This is a genomic window from Pauljensenia sp. C0170B5 (genome assembly GCF_056590195.1).
Map to the genome: position 1 here is coordinate 11,910 of NZ_JBWPVR010000014.1, position 18,318 is coordinate 30,227.

11 protein-coding genes and 1 riboswitch are annotated in these 18,318 nt (G+C 60.5%); of the genes, 10 read left to right on the forward strand and 1 reads right to left on the reverse strand.

Annotated features, from left to right (window positions below; genetic code table 11):
- Window positions 1-98: 98 nt before the first annotated feature.
- From AC1EJZ_RS10755 to guaA, 9 genes are all read left to right on the forward strand, one after another.
- On the forward strand, window positions 99-2,369 hold the full coding sequence (locus AC1EJZ_RS10755; RefSeq protein ID WP_083314427.1) for a bifunctional metallophosphatase/5'-nucleotidase: 2,271 nt from the start codon (window positions 99-101) through the stop codon (window positions 2,367-2,369).
- Between the two features lie 72 nt (window positions 2,370-2,441).
- On the forward strand, window positions 2,442-4,961 hold the full coding sequence (locus AC1EJZ_RS10760) for an ATP-dependent helicase (RefSeq protein WP_480294924.1): 2,520 nt from the start codon (window positions 2,442-2,444) through the stop codon (window positions 4,959-4,961).
- 121 nt (window positions 4,962-5,082) lie between these two features.
- Window positions 5,083-6,294 carry an ADP-forming succinate--CoA ligase subunit beta gene (gene sucC, locus AC1EJZ_RS10765; protein ID WP_070726217.1) on the forward strand — a complete coding sequence of 404 codons (1,212 nt, stop codon included), beginning with the start codon at window positions 5,083-5,085 and terminating at the stop codon, window positions 6,292-6,294.
- A 26-nt stretch (window positions 6,295-6,320) separates the two neighbouring features.
- Complete coding sequence (gene sucD, locus AC1EJZ_RS10770; RefSeq protein ID WP_070726214.1) at window positions 6,321-7,241, forward strand: succinate--CoA ligase subunit alpha; 921 nt, start codon at window positions 6,321-6,323, stop codon at window positions 7,239-7,241.
- A gap of 93 nt (window positions 7,242-7,334) precedes the next feature.
- The gene (locus tag AC1EJZ_RS10775) at window positions 7,335-9,074 is read left to right on the forward strand and encodes a cell division protein PerM (RefSeq protein WP_070726212.1); all 1,740 of its coding nucleotides are present in this window, start codon (window positions 7,335-7,337) and stop codon (window positions 9,072-9,074) included.
- Between the two features lie 29 nt (window positions 9,075-9,103).
- A riboswitch (ZMP/ZTP riboswitch) is annotated at window positions 9,104-9,190 on the forward strand.
- A 29-nt stretch (window positions 9,191-9,219) separates the two neighbouring features.
- A complete protein-coding gene (locus tag AC1EJZ_RS10780; protein WP_070726248.1) occupies window positions 9,220-11,016 on the forward strand; it encodes a bifunctional phosphoribosylaminoimidazolecarboxamide formyltransferase/inosine monophosphate cyclohydrolase in 1,797 nt (598 codons plus the stop codon).
- Window positions 11,017-11,152: 136 nt separating this feature from the next.
- Window positions 11,153-12,121 (forward strand): S41 family peptidase, encoded by a 969-nt coding sequence (locus AC1EJZ_RS10785; RefSeq protein WP_480294925.1) that lies wholly within the window; start codon window positions 11,153-11,155, stop codon window positions 12,119-12,121.
- Between the two features lie 185 nt (window positions 12,122-12,306).
- Complete coding sequence (locus AC1EJZ_RS10790) at window positions 12,307-14,601, forward strand: glycoside hydrolase family 3 N-terminal domain-containing protein (RefSeq protein WP_480294926.1); 2,295 nt, start codon at window positions 12,307-12,309, stop codon at window positions 14,599-14,601.
- Between the two features lie 39 nt (window positions 14,602-14,640).
- Window positions 14,641-16,215 (forward strand): glutamine-hydrolyzing GMP synthase, encoded by a 1,575-nt coding sequence (gene guaA / locus AC1EJZ_RS10795; RefSeq protein WP_257525372.1) that lies wholly within the window; start codon window positions 14,641-14,643, stop codon window positions 16,213-16,215.
- Between the two features lie 115 nt (window positions 16,216-16,330).
- On the opposite strand, the gene AC1EJZ_RS10800 is transcribed toward guaA, so the two are convergent.
- On the reverse strand, window positions 16,331-17,152 hold the full coding sequence (locus tag AC1EJZ_RS10800) for a MerR family transcriptional regulator (protein WP_058236199.1): 822 nt from the start codon (window positions 17,150-17,152) through the stop codon (window positions 16,331-16,333).
- Window positions 17,153-17,230: 78 nt separating this feature from the next.
- Here AC1EJZ_RS10800 and AC1EJZ_RS10805 point away from each other — a divergent pair, with 78 nt between their 5' ends.
- Entirely contained in the window at window positions 17,231-17,551 is a 321-nt protein-coding gene (locus tag AC1EJZ_RS10805) for a DMT family transporter (protein ID WP_058236198.1), read from the forward strand.
- The last annotated feature ends 767 nt before the right edge of the window (window positions 17,552-18,318 follow it).

The window sequence follows — 18,318 nt, forward strand, 5'->3', positions numbered from 1 at the left end:
TACGGACTTCAGAGAATGTCAACTTCAATTGCCCCCTTGGAGTGATGTGGGTCATCTTGTTACGATGTGCACGCACCTAGTGACCGCGTAAAGGAGCAATGGTGAATACCACGTATCGTCGTCGCGTGGCTGCAGGAATTGCAGCCGGCACGTTTGTAACTTTAGGCTTCGGAGTAGCCGCACAGGCCGACACGGCGCAGTCAGATGCTGAGCCCATGTCGGCTTCTTCTGACTCACCAGCACCAGCACCGGCGTCGCCTACATCGGAGCGAGCCGCCCGGCAGAACAATATTGTGACTCTTGATCTGTACAAGCTTACAGACGTTCACGGTCATATCTCCCAGGTATCGAAGGACGGGAATGTGACCGAAGCCGGTCTTGCCGCTGTTGGCTGTTACCTTGACCAGGCCCGTGCAGCCAACACAAACTCGACGTTTACGCTGCTGGGCGACAACATCGGAGCAAGCCCCTACGTCAGCGGCTCGTTGAACGATAATCCCACAATTGAAGCTCTCAACCTTTTGCGCCCGGATGCCTCGACGATCGGCAACCACGAACTCGACATGGGCCAGGAGGTCTTCAAGCAGCGGGTTGACGGTTCAGCTGCCGACCAGTTCGTCCAGGCTCAGTTCCCCTACCTGGCAGCCAATGTCAAAGGGATGGGCACCTACCGTAATGATCAGGGCGAAGAAGTACCCTACCTGGGTGACACGAAGATTGTGAGCACGCCCTCCGGTGTCAAGGTCGCTTTCATTGGTGCGATAGCGCAGGACGTTCCCTACAAGCTCTCACCCAAAACCACTGAGGGCCTGACATTTGAAGACCCCATTGCGGCTGTTAACGACCTTGCAGGTTCCCTCAAGTCGAGCGGACAGGCCGACGTTGTGATCGCCATGCTTGACGACGACGTGAAGAACAACTTCCCGAAGATGGGGAAGAATGTCGACGGCCTCATGGGTGGTGACACGCACGTGCCATACGACTTCGACATGGTGGACGGAGCCGAAGGTAACAAGCTCTCAGCGGTGGCTTCCGGCTCGTACACCGACAACCTCGGCGTGCTGCACATCCAGTACGACACCGCGAAGAACACAGTTGTTGAATCCAGCGCGGACCTGATCCCCGCCAGCGAAATCGCGCAATGCGGCGAGGATCCTGACATCAAGGACGTCGTCACCAACGCTGAGAAGATGGCGAAAGAAAAAGGCCAGAGCGTTGTTGCCACAATCGCTCCCAACGCGAAGTTCTCACGCGGAGTCTTCGACAAGGCCGAGGGGGAGTCGGCCGGCCCCGGATCCAACCGTGGCATCGAATCAACACTGGGAGGTCTGGCTGCAGACGCAATGCGTCACGCCGTGACCACCCCTGACGGCGAACCCGTGGACATCGGAATGATCAACGCCGGTGGCCTGCGAGCCGATCTTCAGGCCAATGACAAGGGCGAAATCACCTACGCCTCCACATTCGCGGTCATGCCATTTTCGAACCAGATTGGATACGTGACCCTCAAAGGCTCTGACATTAAGCAGGCACTTGAACAACAGTGGAAGACCAACCTCAATTCGCAAAACTCCCGCCCGATGCTCAAGCTTGGCCTTTCCTCCAATGTCTCCTACACCTATGATCCCGCCAAACCGTACGGTGAGCGCATCACATCCGTCGTCGTCAACGGAGCTCCGATCGACGAGTCCGCCTCCTACACGGTGGGGTCGGTGACGTTCCTGCTCAGTGGCGGTGACAGCTTCGACGCCCTGACCAGCGGCGGTGAACCGGTCATTTCACAGGGACTCGACAGGGATTACTTCAATGAGTACCTCAAGGCTCACGAGGGGGAACTGGCCCCTCGAGCACTTAAAGGATCAGTCGGCCTGTCACTGTCAGGTGAGGCGGTGCCGAACAACTCGGTTATCTCGATCGACCTGCGTGGACTGTCCTTCAGTGAAGGCCCGGGAATCACCGACACGGTCACCGTGAGTGCAGGAAGCCAGAAGGCAACCGCCAAGGTGAATAACTCACTGGTCGAACCTCAGGCCAATACGGAGGCCAGCATCATCACCACTGATGGTGCAGGTCAGGCTCAGGTTGAACTGACTGCTCAGGCTGACTGCTCGGCGACCCCCGGACAGGTAGTCGAGCTGCCACTGACCGTGTCGACCGATGCCGGTGATGTTGTCACAGCGGCCAATGGCCTGGTTGTGCGCGTCTCCTGCCCGGCCGCCCAGCGTCCCGTCGAGGAGGGAAAGGCGCCAGCAGGTGCCCCTCAGACCGGTAAGATCGCGCGGACAGGTGCCACCGATTCAGTTGCGATTGCTGCCCTGGTCCTTGCCGGCGTGGGAGCTGCGCTGACGATGCGTCGCCACCGCGCCTAAGATCGCTGTCACATCCGCCCTGGGCATCGCGCGGGTACGGAAATGCCCGTGCGATGCCCTACAGTGGAGTCGATGAATCAGCGTTATTTTTCAACCAGACGGCCACGTATCGCCCTTCCGGACCTAGGATTCACCCAGGCGACAACGGAGCCTGACGCCGCCCTCGTCAATGACACAGATGTCGATGCGCTGCTGGACGGGCTGAACGATCAGCAACGCGACGCCGTCACCCACGAGGGCAGTCCGCTTTTGATTCTGGCTGGTGCCGGGTCAGGTAAGACGCGTGTGCTGACCCATCGCATCGCCTGCCTGCTGGAAACGGGGCGCGCACGCCCCAGTGAAATCCTGGCGATCACCTTCACGAACAAAGCGGCAGCTGAGATGCGTGAACGCGTAGCGAACCTGATTGGGCCTGCGGCAAGATCCATGTGGGTGTCCACATTCCACTCGGCGTGTGTGCGGATCCTGCGCAAGGAACACGCTGCGGCAGACTTGACATCAACGTTCACGATTTACGATGCGCAAGATTCGCAGCGCCTGATACAGATGGTGCTCAAAGCCGCCAACGTCGATGTCAAACGCTTCACGCCGAAAATGGTGGCCGCACGAATCTCTGACCTGAAGAATGAGCTGGTCGCTCCCGCCCAGTTCGAGGCGAATGCGCCCAACGATCCGATCTCGCAGGTCGTGGCGGAAGCGTATGTCGAATACGACAAACGACTGCGCCAGGCTAATGCCCTCGATTTTGATGATCTGATTTCGCGCACAGTAACCCTGCTGCGCGACAAACCCGCCGTCGCTGAGCACTACCACCGACGTTTCCGTCACATCCTGGTCGACGAATACCAGGACACGAACCACGCGCAATATGTGCTGGTTCGACTGCTCACCGGCAGTGGCGATGACGGTGTCGACAGCGCGGAGCTGACAGTTGTGGGTGATTCGGACCAGTCGATCTACGCGTTTCGCGGCGCCACGATCCGCAACATCGAAGAATTCGAGCGCGATTTTCCCGGTGCCCGCACGATCTTGCTGGAACAGAACTACCGATCCACGCAGAACATTTTGTCCGCAGCCAACGCCGTCATTGCCCGCAATCAGGGCCGCCGCCCAAAGAACCTGTGGACCGCTCACGGTGACGGGGCGCCGATCGTGGTGGCCGCACTGGACAGCGAATATGACGAAGCGCGTTTCCTCATCAAAGAAATCCGCCGCCTGCACGACCAGGGAATTGACGAGGGTGACATCGCGGTGTTTTATCGCACGAACGCGCAATCACGTGCCTTGGAAGAACTCCTGGTCCAACAGGGAATCGCCTACCGCCTGGTGGGTGGCACGCGCTTCTACGAACGCAAGGAAATCAAGGATGCGATCGGCTATCTGCAGGCCGTGGTCAACCCCGACGACACGGTGTCGCTGCGACGGATTCTCAACACTCCGCGCCGCGGCATCGGTGCGCGCGCTGAGGGGGCATTGCTGGCGCACACAGACCTGTATAACGTGTCGCTGGGTGAAGCGATTCGACACGTCTGGGTCCACGCAGGCAGTCCCGCTGGTGAAGGGGAAGGGATCGAGATCCCTGAAACAGAAGAAACGTCAGCAGCGGAATCTGCCGGCGACCCTGTCCCGTCCGTTCAGGGGCTTACCCCGCGGGCATCTGCATCTGTCGCAGGTTTCTGGGGGCTGCTTGAAGCCGCACGCGCACTGGACAGGGCCGGCGCGTCGCCAGCCGATATTCTCGACGAGATCCTTGACCATTCCGGCTACCTTGCCGAACTCAAGCGCTCAGATGACCCTCAGGATGCATCGCGCGTGGAGAACCTGGCTGAACTGCACACTGCTGCCACGACGTTCCGTCAAAGTGAACCGGAAGGAACGCTGCTCGACTACCTCGAACGCGTCTCACTGGTGGCTGACTCCGACCAAGTGCCGTCCGATGAGGAGCGTGGCGGCTTTCTGACGCTGATGACCGTTCACACCGCTAAGGGCCTGGAATTTCCCGTTGTTTTCGTCACCGGTATGGAGGATGGCATCTTCCCGCACCAGCGCTCCCTGGGCGAAGAAGCTGAACTTGAAGAGGAACGCCGCCTCGCGTATGTGGCGATCACGCGAGCCCGCTCACGCCTGTACCTGACGAGGGCGGGGCAGCGCTCCGCCTGGGGCACACCGCAGGAATTTCCGCCCTCACGCTTCCTGGATGACATTCCGCCCGAGCTGATCGATGAGCGCTCCTCCATGACGTCGACAGAACGCCTGCGTCAGGTGCACCGACAACGCACCGACCGGTACGGTGACGCTGATGCGGCACCGGCATTCGGGTCAGGGCATTCAAATCTGAGGAGCGCTGCTTTCCGCCTTGCGGGTCGGCGCGCTGTCCGAATGGGAGTTCCACCGGCTCAACAGGCGGAGCCTCCCTCGGACACGACGTCGCTGGTACTGAAGACCGGTGACGTGGTCGAGCATGCGACGTTCGGACGTGGCACCGTGCTGAGCGTGGAAAACAGTGGGGCGCGGGCCGTGGCGCGTATTGACTTTGCCGGCCGGACGAAGAATCTGCTGATCCGAATGGCTCCGCTGACGAAGATTTCATAGGAATTTTGTCCAAAGGGTAGGACTGAAGGCCTCCTTCACGGTAGTCTGAAGGCGATGTCTCGATGTCAAGGTAATTTGTGGCGTCGAAGAAGATCGTGCGAATACTGAAAAGGAGACAGGCGTGGACCTATACGAGTACCAGGCGAAGGAACTGTTCAAATCGCATGACGTGCCAATCCTGCCGGGTATCGTCATCACCGAGGCTGATCAGGCAGTTGACGCTGCGCACACGTTGAACGCTGACCTTCTCGTCGTGAAAGCGCAGGTGAAAACGGGCGGCCGCGGGAAAGCCGGTGGCGTCAAACTGGCTCGCAGCGGCGACGAGGCCCGCGAACATGCCAGCAAGATTCTCGGCATGGACATTAAGGGGCATACCGTCAATACGGTGATGATCACCGCCGGATGCGATATTGCCGAGGAATATTACTTCTCAATCTTGCTCGATCGTGCGAACCGTCAGCACCTGGCGATGTGTTCACGTGAAGGCGGCATGGACATTGAAACCCTCGCCAAGGAGCGCCCCGAAGCACTGGCCCGCGTTCCCCTGGATGCGCAGCGCGGCATTGACGAGGACGTTGCGCGCGACATCCTGACTCAAGCAGGATTCGAGGGCGACACGCTCGAAAAGATCGTGCCGATCCTTGTCAAGCTCTGGGACACCTATCACGGCGAAGATGCCACGCTGGTGGAAGTCAACCCGCTCGTCCTGACACCAGAAGGCGATGTCATCGCGCTGGACGGCAAAGTCACGCTCGATGACAACGCGCGCTTCCGTCATGCCGAGCATGAACAGTTCATCGATACTGCAGCTGAAGACCCTCGCGAAGCAATGGCGAAAGCGGCGGGCTTGAATTATGTGCGGCTGCAGGGCGAAGTCGGCATCATCGGTAACGGTGCCGGCTTGGTGATGTCCACCCTCGACGTTGTTGCGCTCGCAGGCGAGGAATACGGTGTCAAGCCCGCGAACTTCCTGGACATCGGCGGCGGCGCATCAGCAGATGTCATGGCGAAAGGCCTGGATGTCATCCTCGGAGACGAACAGGTGCGCGCCGTGTTCGTCAACGTGTTCGGTGGGATCACTGCATGCGACCAGGTGGCGCAAGGTATCGTTGAAGCACTGTCGATCCTCGGTGACAACGCCACGAAGCCGTTGGTGGTGCGCCTTGACGGAAACCGCGTTGATGAGGGACGCGAAATCCTCCAGCAAGCCAGTCACCCGTTGGTCCACATGGCACACACCATGGACGGAGCAGCCCGCATGGTGGCGCAGCTGGCTGCCGGCGTCGAGCCCGACCCTGAAGACACATCCGATCCGGCCGCCCCGCTGGCCTGAAACCTGGAAGCACAAGGAGACTTCTCATGTCGATTTTTCTTGACTCACACTCACGCGTCATCGTCCAGGGCATGACCGGATCAGAGGGACGCAAGCACACCCAGCGCATGCTCAACTCGGGCACCGCCATTGTCGGCGGCGTCAACCCGCGCAAAGCCGGACAGTCCGTGACATTCGATGTCCAGGGATACGGGCCGATGGCTGACCAGGTCACCGACGGTCCTGTCGACATCCCTGTGTTTGGAACGGTTGCAGAAGCAGTGAAGGAAACGGGTGCCACAGTATCCGCCATTTTCGTGCCGCCGGCATTTGCGAAAGACGCTGTACTCGAAGCTGTCGATGCCCGCGTGGAGACGGTCGTGGTCATCACCGAAGGCATCCCGGTCGCTGACTCCACGGAGTTCGTGGCCCGCGCACGTGAAGCGGGCGTGCGCGTGATCGGACCGAACTGCCCAGGCATTATCAGCCCCGGACAGTCGAACGTCGGCATCACCCCGGCAGACATCACCGGCCGGGGACGGCTGGGACTGGTATCGAAGTCAGGCACACTGACCTACCAGATGATGTTCGAACTGCGTGACATCGGCTTTACCACCTGCCTGGGAATCGGTGGTGATCCGGTCATCGGCACCACGCACATTGACGCGCTCGAAGCCTTTGAAAATGACCCCGACACCGAACTGGTCGTCATGATCGGTGAAATCGGTGGCGACGCGGAAGAGCGCGCAGCTCAGTGGATTTCCGAACACATGACCAAACCGGTGGTGGCCTACGTTGCCGGCTTCACGGCTCCGGAAGGCAAGACGATGGGGCATGCCGGCGCGATCGTGTCTGGATCTTCCGGCACGGCCGCGGCGAAGGCTGAAGCACTCGAGGCCGTCGGCGTGCGGGTGGGCCGCACACCTTCCCAAACTGCCATCATCGCTCGCGAGATTCTGCAGAAATAACATCCGGTCGTGCACCGCTGATCGTGAATGAACTTTCTCATGGTCGGCGGTGCACCTCCATGTGTGGGCGCGGATGCGAGACGATGAAGAACGATGACGCACTCACCTGACTCTTCCCCATCGCAGCGCCCTGACAGGCAGCGCGCAGAAGCGGACCTGTCCGCTGATGAGATCCCAACCGAGGTGGTTGGCGCGTGGCTTGAGGAGGAAGACCGTGAAGCAGGTGCGTCGCTGATTTTTGTGCCGGCTCACGATGAGGCAGACAGTGATGATGAACCCGAATTGGATAATTCGGAAAAAGAAACTGAACGCCTCGACCTTGACGGAACCGATGAATCGGCACCTGAGGTGCACGACGAGGAACCTCACACCACTCGCACCGCCGTGCGGCGACGCACGATCCGCATCGCACTGCCTGACGGGTGGGCACGCTCCGGCCTGGCCGGCATTGAGGCGGCCCTGATCGGATGGGCGTTCATGATGGTCGTGACGCTGGTGGGGTACTGGTTCGTCTCGCAGAACCCCTGGCTGGCGTCGACCAGCTGGGACGATGCTCGGGCAGTGGGTGGTGACCTCTGGGCTGCGACGCTGGGAGCGCCGATCACGGTGGGGCAGAGCGACATCCTCGCCATTCCGACACTGCTCGGAGCGCTGCTGATCATCATTTTGCGTGTTCTTCTGCTGCCGGGACGGGATTTTCCTGCCGCCGCGCAGTGGATGGCTGTCCCCACGTTTGCAGTCACGGCGCTCATTACAGCTGGAGCGTCCTCGGCTCACATCAACGTGTGGCGCGCACTGCCCGGTGCGCTCGTCATTCCGCTTCTGGCAGCGACCTGGGCGGTAGTTGCTGCTCGACACACGTGGACATGGCCCACGATTTCATCTGAACGGCGCGAATCGTTGACATGGCTGTGGTCAGGGCTGCGCCTTGGTCGCGTTGCCGTGGCACTGACAGTGCTGTTCAGCCTGATCATGAGCGCCGTGTCAATCCTTGTTTCTCTTCAGCGTATCTCCGGTATCCACGAACTGCTCTTTGCTTCGACCAAGGACACGGTCATCATCAACATTGTTCAGGCCTTGTTTGCTCCGTCGATCATGGCATGCGCACTGGCGTGGATCGCGGGGCCTGGTTTCTACGTGGGTGCCGACGCCCTCCATTCAGCGGCGAACGCACCTGTTGCGCCGATTCCGGCGATCCCGATTCTTGCGGCCGTCCCACAGACAGCTCCGGGCCACTGGGTGGCCTGGGCGCTGGTGGGAGTGGGAATCCTGCTGGGCGCATGGGCGGCGTGGCGGCATCGTATGACGCACCTGTGGAAACAGGCGGCTGCGATAGGAGTGGCCACCGTGATCACTGCGCTCGTCATCGCAGCGTGGCTTGCCTCGTCGCGCATGTCGTTGGGGTCGACCCGTCTGAGTGTCGTTGGCCCGCGCGTGTGGTGGAGCGTGCTGTTCGTCGTACTGGAAGTGTGCATGGTCGCGCTCGCGGTGTCCCTGGCAGCACATCCGACCACGATCGCGTGGGTGCGCCGAGCGGCCGCAGCTTTGACGGCGTGGACGAAGGCGCGTATTGCCGCATGGAAGGAGAATCGCGCCCAGTCATCGACGAGGGAGACGCCCCTTCCAGCTCCTGACCTGAATGAAGCCGGCGAAGAGACGCCGGAGGAAGAGGAAACGGCGCTGGAAGAAGAGGCGACAGAAGAACTGCCCGCTCCTCCGCGTGCTCCGGATGCCCGCATGGAAGCACTCAAAGCCAGCGCTGCGCCCACGGAACCCATCGCCGTGTCAGACAATACTGACAACAGTGACGAAGATCTGAAAGATCACAGCTAGTCGCATATCCGGCGCCGCCCTCGTACACTAAAAGAGGCCGCAACTGGCGAGGGTGGAGGACCACCGGGAAGCGGCTGAAGCAGCCTCGCACGGCGCCGCCCGCCTGGGCGCTGAGGACCGACCTTGAACCCCCTTGGAGGAAGAATTGTCAGTCCGTTTGGATAACCTCGAACCCGTTGATGTCCGCCCGATCCGCAGAGCACTGATCTCCGTTTACGACAAGACCGGCCTGGTTGACCTGGCTCGCGCACTCGCTGATGCTGGCGTCGAAATCGTGTCCACCGGTTCAACTGCACAAAAAATCCGTGACGCGAAGATTCCTGTGACGCCCGTGGAAGACGTGACTGGTTTCCCCGAGGTGCTGGAAGGTCGCGTCAAGACGCTGCATCCGAAGATCCATGCCGGCATTCTCGCTGATCAGCGCAAAGCCGATCACCGCCAGCAGCTCGAAGACCTGGGGATCGCAGCATTCGACCTGGTGGTATGCAATCTGTACCCATTTGAGGACACGGTTGACTCGGGCGCAGGATTCGACGAATGCGTTGAGCAGATTGACATCGGCGGCCCGTCGATGGTGCGCGCTGCTGCGAAGAACCATCCCTCCGTTGCCATTGCTACCAACCCGGAGCAATACGACGCGGTGATCGACGCTGCACGCTCTGAGGGATTCACTCTGGAGGAGCGTCGCGAACTGGCAGCGGCCGCATTCCGTCACACAGCAGATTACGACGCCGCCATCGCTGACTGGTTCGAAGACGAACTGGATGCTGACCTTGATGTTGACGAGTCGGCTGAAGCCGAAGACGTTGATGACGCACAGTGGCCACCGGTGCTGGTCTCTGCTTTCGAACGCCTCCACACCTTGCGTTATGGCGAAAACCCGCATCAGGATGCCGCCGTATACGGCGACATCGTCGAGCTGATGGGCGAGGGCGAAGTTGACGTTGAGTTTGACGAGCCAGGCGATGAACAGGACGGCGACGACACGACCCAGGACCTGCTGCCTGGCATCGCGAACGCGCGCCAACTGCATGGCAAAGCGATGAGCTACAACAACTACACCGATGGTGACGCAGCACTGCGCGCAGCATTTGACCATGACGAGCCGTGCGTGGCCATCATCAAGCACGCGAACCCGTGTGGGATCGCCATTGGCGCAGATGTGGCGGAAGCACACCGCAAGGCGCATGCATGCGATCCTGTGTCAGCATTCGGCGGAGTGATCGCAGTCAACCGTGAGGTCAGCGTCGAACTGGCCAGGCAGATCAAACCGATCTTTACCGAGGTCGTCCTGGCGCCCTCCTACGCCGAAGGCGCACTGGAAGTACTGGAAACGAAGAAGAACCTGCGAATCCTGCAGGTAGTGCCACCGGTACGCGGAGCCCTGGAGTTCAAGCAGATTTCCGGGGGACTGCTGGTGCAGGAACGCGACGACATTGACGCTGACGGTGACGATCCGGCGAACTGGACTTTGGCGGCAGGCGAGCCGGCCGATGAGGCAACACTGCGGGACCTGGAGTTCGCATGGCGCACCGTGCGAGCCGTGCGGTCGAACTCAATCCTGCTGGTTCACGACGGAGCAAGCGTCGGGGTTGGCATGGGGCAGGTCAACCGCGTGGACTCCTGCCGTCTGGCGGTCGAACGCGCGAACACGCTGGGTGGTCGCACAACAGGTGACGCCGCTGCTGACAAGGTGGATTCGGCGGGCGGTGCACGCACGGCTGATGTGGTCGCTGACGAGCCGGAGCGCCGCTCCGAAGGTGCCGTTGCCGCCTCGGACGCATTCTTCCCGTTTGCTGACGGCCTCCAGGTGCTGATCGATGCCGGCGTGAAAGCTGTCGTTCAGCCCGGTGGATCGATCCGCGACAACGAGTCGATCGAAGCGGCACAGGCCGCTGGCATCACGATGTACATGACGGGAACCCGTCACTTCGCGCACTGACAGGCGCTCAACGATCTGCATATGCGGGGTAGAGTCAGCTCTACCCCGCAATGTAGATGGGGCTGTCTTCGCACGCATGGGCCTGCCTCCTCATAATGGAACGCAGACCGACACGTCAACGTGAGGAGCTTAGTCCATGTCCACGGTAGCCAAACGAATCATCATCGCCCTGGTGGCACTGATTGTTGTCGCCGCTGCGATGCTTGGAGTCGCTGTCGTCAGGTGGGGACCCAACTTCGGTATTTGGCTGACTGAGCCCAGTCCACAGCGCTACGGTGAAGTCGCCCTCGGCCATCTTGACCAGGGAATCAACGCATCGTCCGAAGCCTGGCAGGATGAGCGCCCACGAGTCGAACAGGCAATCAGCGAAGCCACCAGCATTGACGAGGTCGACGCTGTCCTGTCCGATGCCGTCAAAATTGCGGGAACGAAGCACTCGTTCTTGATGATGCCGGACGAAGCGCAAGAAGCCGTCGACGAGTACGAAGCGCCGAGCGTGGAAGAAAACGACGGTGTCGTGACTGTTCATATGCCCGCGTTTATGGGCACACCCGACCAGGGCAGCGAGTACGCGCAAACTATTGCGCAAGCTGTGTCCGGAGCGAATGTGTGCGCGGCGGTGATTGACCTCAGTGAAAACGGTGGTGGCGACATGGGGCCGATGATTGCCGGTATCTCGCCACTGATTCCTGACGGTCCCGTGTCCTACTTTGTTACGGGCGGAGGCGAAAGCGCCGTCATGTTGGAGAGCGGGAAGGTCAGCGGCGGCGGAAGGCCCACGACCGTTGACATCACGGAAAAGTCAGAGGTGCCGGTCGCGATTGTCACCGGTGAACACACTGGCAGCTCCGGTGAGCAGGCTTTGCTCGCTTTTAAAGGCGTACCGAATACGCGCGTGTTTGGCCAGCCGACCGCAGGATATGCCACGGTCAATACACCGTTCCCGCTGTATGGAGGAAAGCAGCTTGTGGTCACAGTCGGCGTGACGAAAGACCGCATGGGAACGACTCACGCGGAAGATCCGATCGCACCGGATGTGACGGTGGAACCGGCTCAAGCGGTGAACGCGGCAACGCAATGGGCGCGCGACCAGGGTTGTCGGTAGATCGCTCAGCGTTGCCCTGCCGCGAACTCGCCTGTATTCACGTCGATGACCATGCGTTCAGGTCCGGCAATGGCGGGCTCAAAACGCATGATCCAGGACCAGTCCATGCGCATCTGGCCGGGGTCCTTGATGTTCTAATTTACCGACTGTAATATTAGGGTGTTAACTGCCGTGAAAGGACAATGATGACTGACGCTGCTTACCCATTCCAAGATGCTGCTTTGTCGACCACTGAACGCGTCGACGACCTGCTGGGACGCCTGACGGTTGAAGAAAAAGCCGGACAACTGACCCAGTACTTCTACCTCGCTATGGCGTTGAACCAGCAGGACGGCGCGCCCGCTGACGGAGAAGATGCGAACACAGCCCAACGCGCGATGGTGGAAAAAGCGATTAAAGCGGGGCGGGTAGGATCACTCCTGTTCGTCAACGAAGCCTCTGAGACGAACCGGCTGCAGAAACTGGCGATTGAGCACCATCGCTTCGGAATCCCATTGATCTTCGGCTACGACGTCATCCACGGTTTGCGTACCATCTTCCCGGTGCCACTGGCAATGGCAGCAAGCTGGGATCCTGACAGCGCCTCGGCCGCCCAGCGCATCGCAGCACGCGAGGCGCGTTCAGTCGGCATCCACTGGGCATTTGCACCGATGGTCGACATTGCACGAGACCCGCGATGGGGACGCATCATTGAAGGCGCAGGTGAAGATCCCTACCTGGGCAGTGCGATGGCTGCCGGACAGGTGGCAGGCTTCCAGGGCGGTGCGGGCGCGGACGGCGCTGTGCCAGGTGACGCCATCCTTGCCGGTCCCAAGCACTTTGCCGGTTACGGTGCGGCTCGCGGCGGCCGCGACTACGAAGACGTCGACCTGTCCGATTCAGAACTTCACAACGTGTATCTGCCTCCGTTCCGTGACGCTGTTGCCGCTGGCGCACGCAACATCATGAGCGCGTACATGGATCTGAACGGCGTGCCTGCCTCGGGCAACAAGTGGTTGCTGACCGACACGCTTCGCGACGAATTCGGCTTCAAGGGGTTCGTTGTGTCTGACGCGAACGCTGTCCACTCGCTCACCGTCCAACACTTCGCCAAGGACCTGCCCGATGCGGGCGCGCGAGCCGTCAACGCCGGTCTTGATATGGAAATGGCGATGTTCGAGGCCGCATACGAGCACCTGCCCGAAGCGGTAGAGGACGGACGTGTCTCGATGGAGGTGCTGGATGAAGCCGTCCGTCGCGTACTGCGCGCCAAGTTCGACCTTGGCCTGTTTGAACATCCATATGTTGACGAAGGAGACGCTGCCGCAACCCTGTCCACACCTGAGCATCGCGACGCAGCACAGCACGCTGCTGAACGCACATTCGTGCTGCTGAAGAACGAACACTCCACGCTGCCGCTCAAGGCAGACAAGACGTCTTCCATCGCAGTGATCGGTGAGCTGGCCAACGCACGGCGAGACCCGTTGGGCCCATGGTGCTTCAAGTACGACATCGATGAAACAGTGACGATCCTGGACGGTATTCGCCAGCGCGCCGGTCAGGATGTGAACGTTGAGTTTGAACCTGGCGCGGGAGTAGGGGAGCGCCTCTATCCCTCGATGTTCGACGATAATGAACCGGTCGTGGACCGCACCCCCGAGGACTGGGATGATGACGCGCACATTGACGCCGCCGTGAAACTTGCTGCACGCAGCGATGTTGCGGTCGTGGTGATCGGCCAGCATCAGAACCAGATCGGTGAGAAGGCCTCCGTGTCCACCTTGGAACTCCAGGGGCGCCAACTGGAGCAGCTCCAGCGTCTGGCAGAGACGGGAACCCCCCTCGTTGTCCTGTGTATGTCGGCCCGCCCGCTGGACCTGACTTGTGTTGATAGTCATGAGGGCGTCGGTGCGATCATGCAGGTCTGGTATCCGGGGACGCGTGCAGGTGCAGCCGTGGCAGCCGCGCTGTTTGGTGATGTCTCGCCTGCCGGTCGCCTGCCGATCACATGGCCACGCAACGTGGGGCAGGTGCCGATGGTCTACAACCACTACCGCACGTTCCAGCCCGAAGGCGCAGGTGAGCGTTACTTCAACGAGCCGAGCACGCCGCTCTACCCGTTCGGATACGGCTTGAGCTACGCGTCATTTGAGTATTCGAATCCGCGTTTGGATCGTGATCAGATCCGCGTCGGTGAGACAGCCACGCTCAGCGTTGACGTCACGAATACCGGGGATGTGGATGCCGACGAGGTTGCCCAGCTGTACATCCACCAGTGCTACGGCACGTCCTCGAGGCCTTTGCGTGAGCTTAAGGGATTCTCACGTGTGAGCATCCCGGCCGGTGAGACCGTGACGGTGACGTTCCCCCTCGGCCCCGATCAACTGCGGTACTGGAGCGCGGTCACGAAGGACTGGGTCCAGGACGCCACGCGCATCGAACTGTATGTGGGTGGTGATTCCAACGCGCCTTTGGCAGGTTCGCTGACGGTGACGCAGTGATTGTGGCGCATGGGTCGTCCGTACGGCTACGATGAGCCTGTGAGCACTGAAAATCGTCCTGTTCTTGTTGTTGACTTTGGCGCCCAGTACGCGCAGCTGATTGCGCGTCGTGTCCGTGAGACCTCTGCGTACTCGGAGATCGTGCCGCATACGATGCCGGCCGTCGAGATGCTTGCGAAGGATCCGGCTGCGGTGATCCTGTCCGGCGGCCCGTCATCTGTGTACGCGGACAACGCGCCAACGTTTGACACTGAGCTGTTCACGTCAGGCGTCCCAGTGCTCGGCATTTGCTATGGGTTCCAGGTCATGGCGAAGGCTTTGGGCGGCACCGTCGGCAAGACGGGAACGCGCGAATACGGCCATACGTCGCTCACGATTGACGAGGGCGCCTCCAGCGCGCTGCTTGCTGGTACTCCGGCAGAACAGTCCGTGTGGATGAGTCACGGTGATGCGGTGCAGCAGGCGCCGGATGGTTTCACTGTGACGGCCAGCACGCAGGAAACACCTGTTGCCGCGTTCGAGGATCAGTCGCGCCGGCTCTATGGTGTGCAGTGGCACCCTGAGGTGCATCACAGCGAGTTTGGCCAGAAGCTCATTGAGAACTTCATTCACGAGTGCGCGGGTATTGGCACTGATTGGACTCCCGGGTCGATTATTGATGATCAGGTGGCGCGTATTCGTGAGCAGGTGGGCGATGCGCGCGTGATCTGCGGTCTGTCCGGCGGCGTGGATTCCTCGGTTGCTGCCGCGCTGGTGCACAAAGCGGTGGGCGATCAGCTGACGTGTATTTTTGTTGATCACGGGTTGCTGCGTGCGGGTGAGCGTGAGCAGGTCGAGCATGATTACGCGGGCACGATGGGGATCCGCGTGGTGACGGTGGACGAGTCGGAGCGTTTCCTGAATGCTCTGGCTGGCGTGAGCGACCCGGAGCAAAAACGCAAGATCATTGGCCGCGAGTTCATTCGTTCTTTCGAGGCTGCGCAATTGAAACTGGTGCGTGAGGCCGGTGAAGCGGGCGCGGAGATCAAGTTCCTCGTACAGGGCACGCTGTACCCCGACGTTGTTGAATCCGGTGGCGGCGAGGGTGCTGCGAACATCAAGTCGCACCACAATGTCGGTGGACTGCCGGAGGACTTGAACTTTGAGCTGGTGGAGCCGCTGCGCACGCTGTTCAAGGATGAGGTGCGCGCCATTGGCCTGGAACTGGGCGTGCCGGAGAACATTGTGTGGCGTCAGCCGTTCCCCGGTCCTGGCCTGGGAATTCGCATCATTGGTGACGTGACGCGCGAACGCCTGGAGATTCTGCGCGCCGCGGATCTGATTGCCCGCGAGGAGCTGACCGCTGCCGGGCTGGATCGTGAGATCTGGCAGTGTCCGGTGGTGTTGCTGGCGAATGTGCATTCGGTTGGTGTTCAGGGCGATGGCCGCACCTATGGCCATCCGATTGTGCTGCGCCCCGTGTCGTCCGAGGATGCCATGACGGCCGACTGGTCGCGCGTACCGTTCGATGTCCTGGCCCGCATCTCTAACCGCATCACCAACGCGGTGCCCGAGGTCAACCGTGTTGTCCTGGACGTGACCAGCAAGCCGCCGGCAACGATTGAGTGGGAGTAACGGAAGGGCATATTTCTCCAGCTAAGCATGCTAAACCCCTCTGTCGACTTGCGCTTGGCAGAGGGGTTCTTTAAGCCTTTGGAAGCCTCTTGGGGCCATTTCGGCAACCGTCGCGCTAAATCCCAAGCGCCCTCATCTCTATCGAGCAGCGGTACCTGTCCTCCTGGTCCAGCAGCTTGAAGGCCGATATCTCGTAGCGCGGCAGGTCGCCGCGAAGTCCCTGACCGCGCGCGAAGGCGACGAGCGAAGCGTGGGCGCGACCGAGTCCCGAGCAGGGGCCGTCGTAGCTCGCGACCACGTACTCGCCGGCCTCGAGCTCGACGGTCGCGCCGCTATAGGCGGAATCGTCCGGCAGCACGTAGAACAGGTCGTCGTAAGCAACGTCTCGATCAGGAGTGGGCGCTTCCCTGCACACGCCGCCATAGGGTGCGAGCTCTGCCATCAGACCAGCCTCGGCGAGAAGCGCTGCGACTTCCAGGTCACGTCTCACGACCAGGTCGTCAGGATAGGCGCCGAGGCCGACTGCGGCGACGCCGAGCATGGCGATCCTTCGCGCAGGGCGCCTGATGACCCCGATGGACCTGGCATCTATCTCGCATGCTGCTCGGGCCTGCCGGGCGACCTCGTCTATACGCTCGAGGGATTTTCGCAAGCTCGCAATGCGAGCTTCAATCTTGCCGCGTGTGGCATCGAGCGACGTGGCAAGAGCGCGCGCGTCGTCGGTCTCGAGCACACGCTTCACCTCCTGCAACGGCATGCCGGAATCCGCCAGAGCCCTCACCGACAGGAACCGGTAGCGCTGCGATGCCAGGTACAACCTGTAACCGCTCTCCGCAACACGAGCAGGCTTCAGGAGCCCCATCTGGTCGTAGTGGATGAGCGTGTTCTTCGTCGTGCCGCACAGCTCGGCGAACTCGCCGGATTTTAGGAATCTCATTTTCGCCCCTTGACTCTATGGTTACCCGAGAGTTTAGCATAGCTTTTGCTATGGAACATCGAAAGGATTGGGGGTCCCATGTACTACCTCTTTTTGGCGGTCGCCGTCGTCTTTGAATGCGGTGCTACGTTCTACATGAAGCTGTCGGACGGCTTCAGCCAGCTCGGTCCGTCCATCGGCTGCCTGGCGCTCTACGGCCTCTGCTTCGGGTTCTTCTCGAAGGCGCTGCAGGGCATTCCGCTGAGCGTCGCCTACGCGTCGTGGGGCGCACTCGGCATCATCATGGCCACGGGGATATCGGTGTTCGCATTCAAGGAGCCGCTCAATGCCCCGATGATCGCGGGCATTGTCATGTGCGTCGCAGGGGTCCTCGTCGTGAACATCTTCTCTACCCACTAGTCGCAGGCAGGGCATTTCGCCTGAACGTTGCACGAAGGTGCTACACATCGTATCGCGAAGAGCCGAGCGGGGTTCGTCCTTTCGTTGGATCCGTCCGCTTGTTAAGAGCGCCCAAGCCTAAAACGAGTACACGATTCTGCTGATTTGTACTCACCTTTTAAAAATGAGTAATACTCCCCATCACTGACCTGCGGCTGTGACTACTCCCCGAGGGTCTCGTGATCACTCCCCGAGGGCTGAGTACAGAAAGTGTACTCAGTGGTGAGTACAGGTGAGTACACCCTTGGAGCCGCTTCGTGAAAATACTCCCCAATAACGAAACGCCACGAGCGAGCACGCAGCGGCACGGGCGAGCACGAGACGACAAACTGTTAGCGTGTGGAAACTAGCCTTGTGACAGTTGAGTGGGAATAGATCCCGGTCATTTGAAAAGGCATCTTGGCAAATTCGGGGTAACCGGCGAGACATCAAGAATAATATGCGGAAATGGTCTAATCGCTTTAGTCCGGAGGCGCCGGATTATGCGGTGGCAGCGGCCGGCTCTCTCCTTAATCTCTCAGCTCATAAATGATCCGGTTACCCCGTGGGTAAGGCGCGATGCGCTGAACCTTTACCCGTTGAGCTTCCGCGAGTTTTTTCGATGCAACCGGGAACGTCCCTCTGCGGAAGCTACTGGATTCCGAGAACACCGACAGCGTGAAATCGTTTGTGTCAAAACTTACGGCGCTGTTACGCCAATACTACGTGGTCGGGGGCATGCCGGCGGC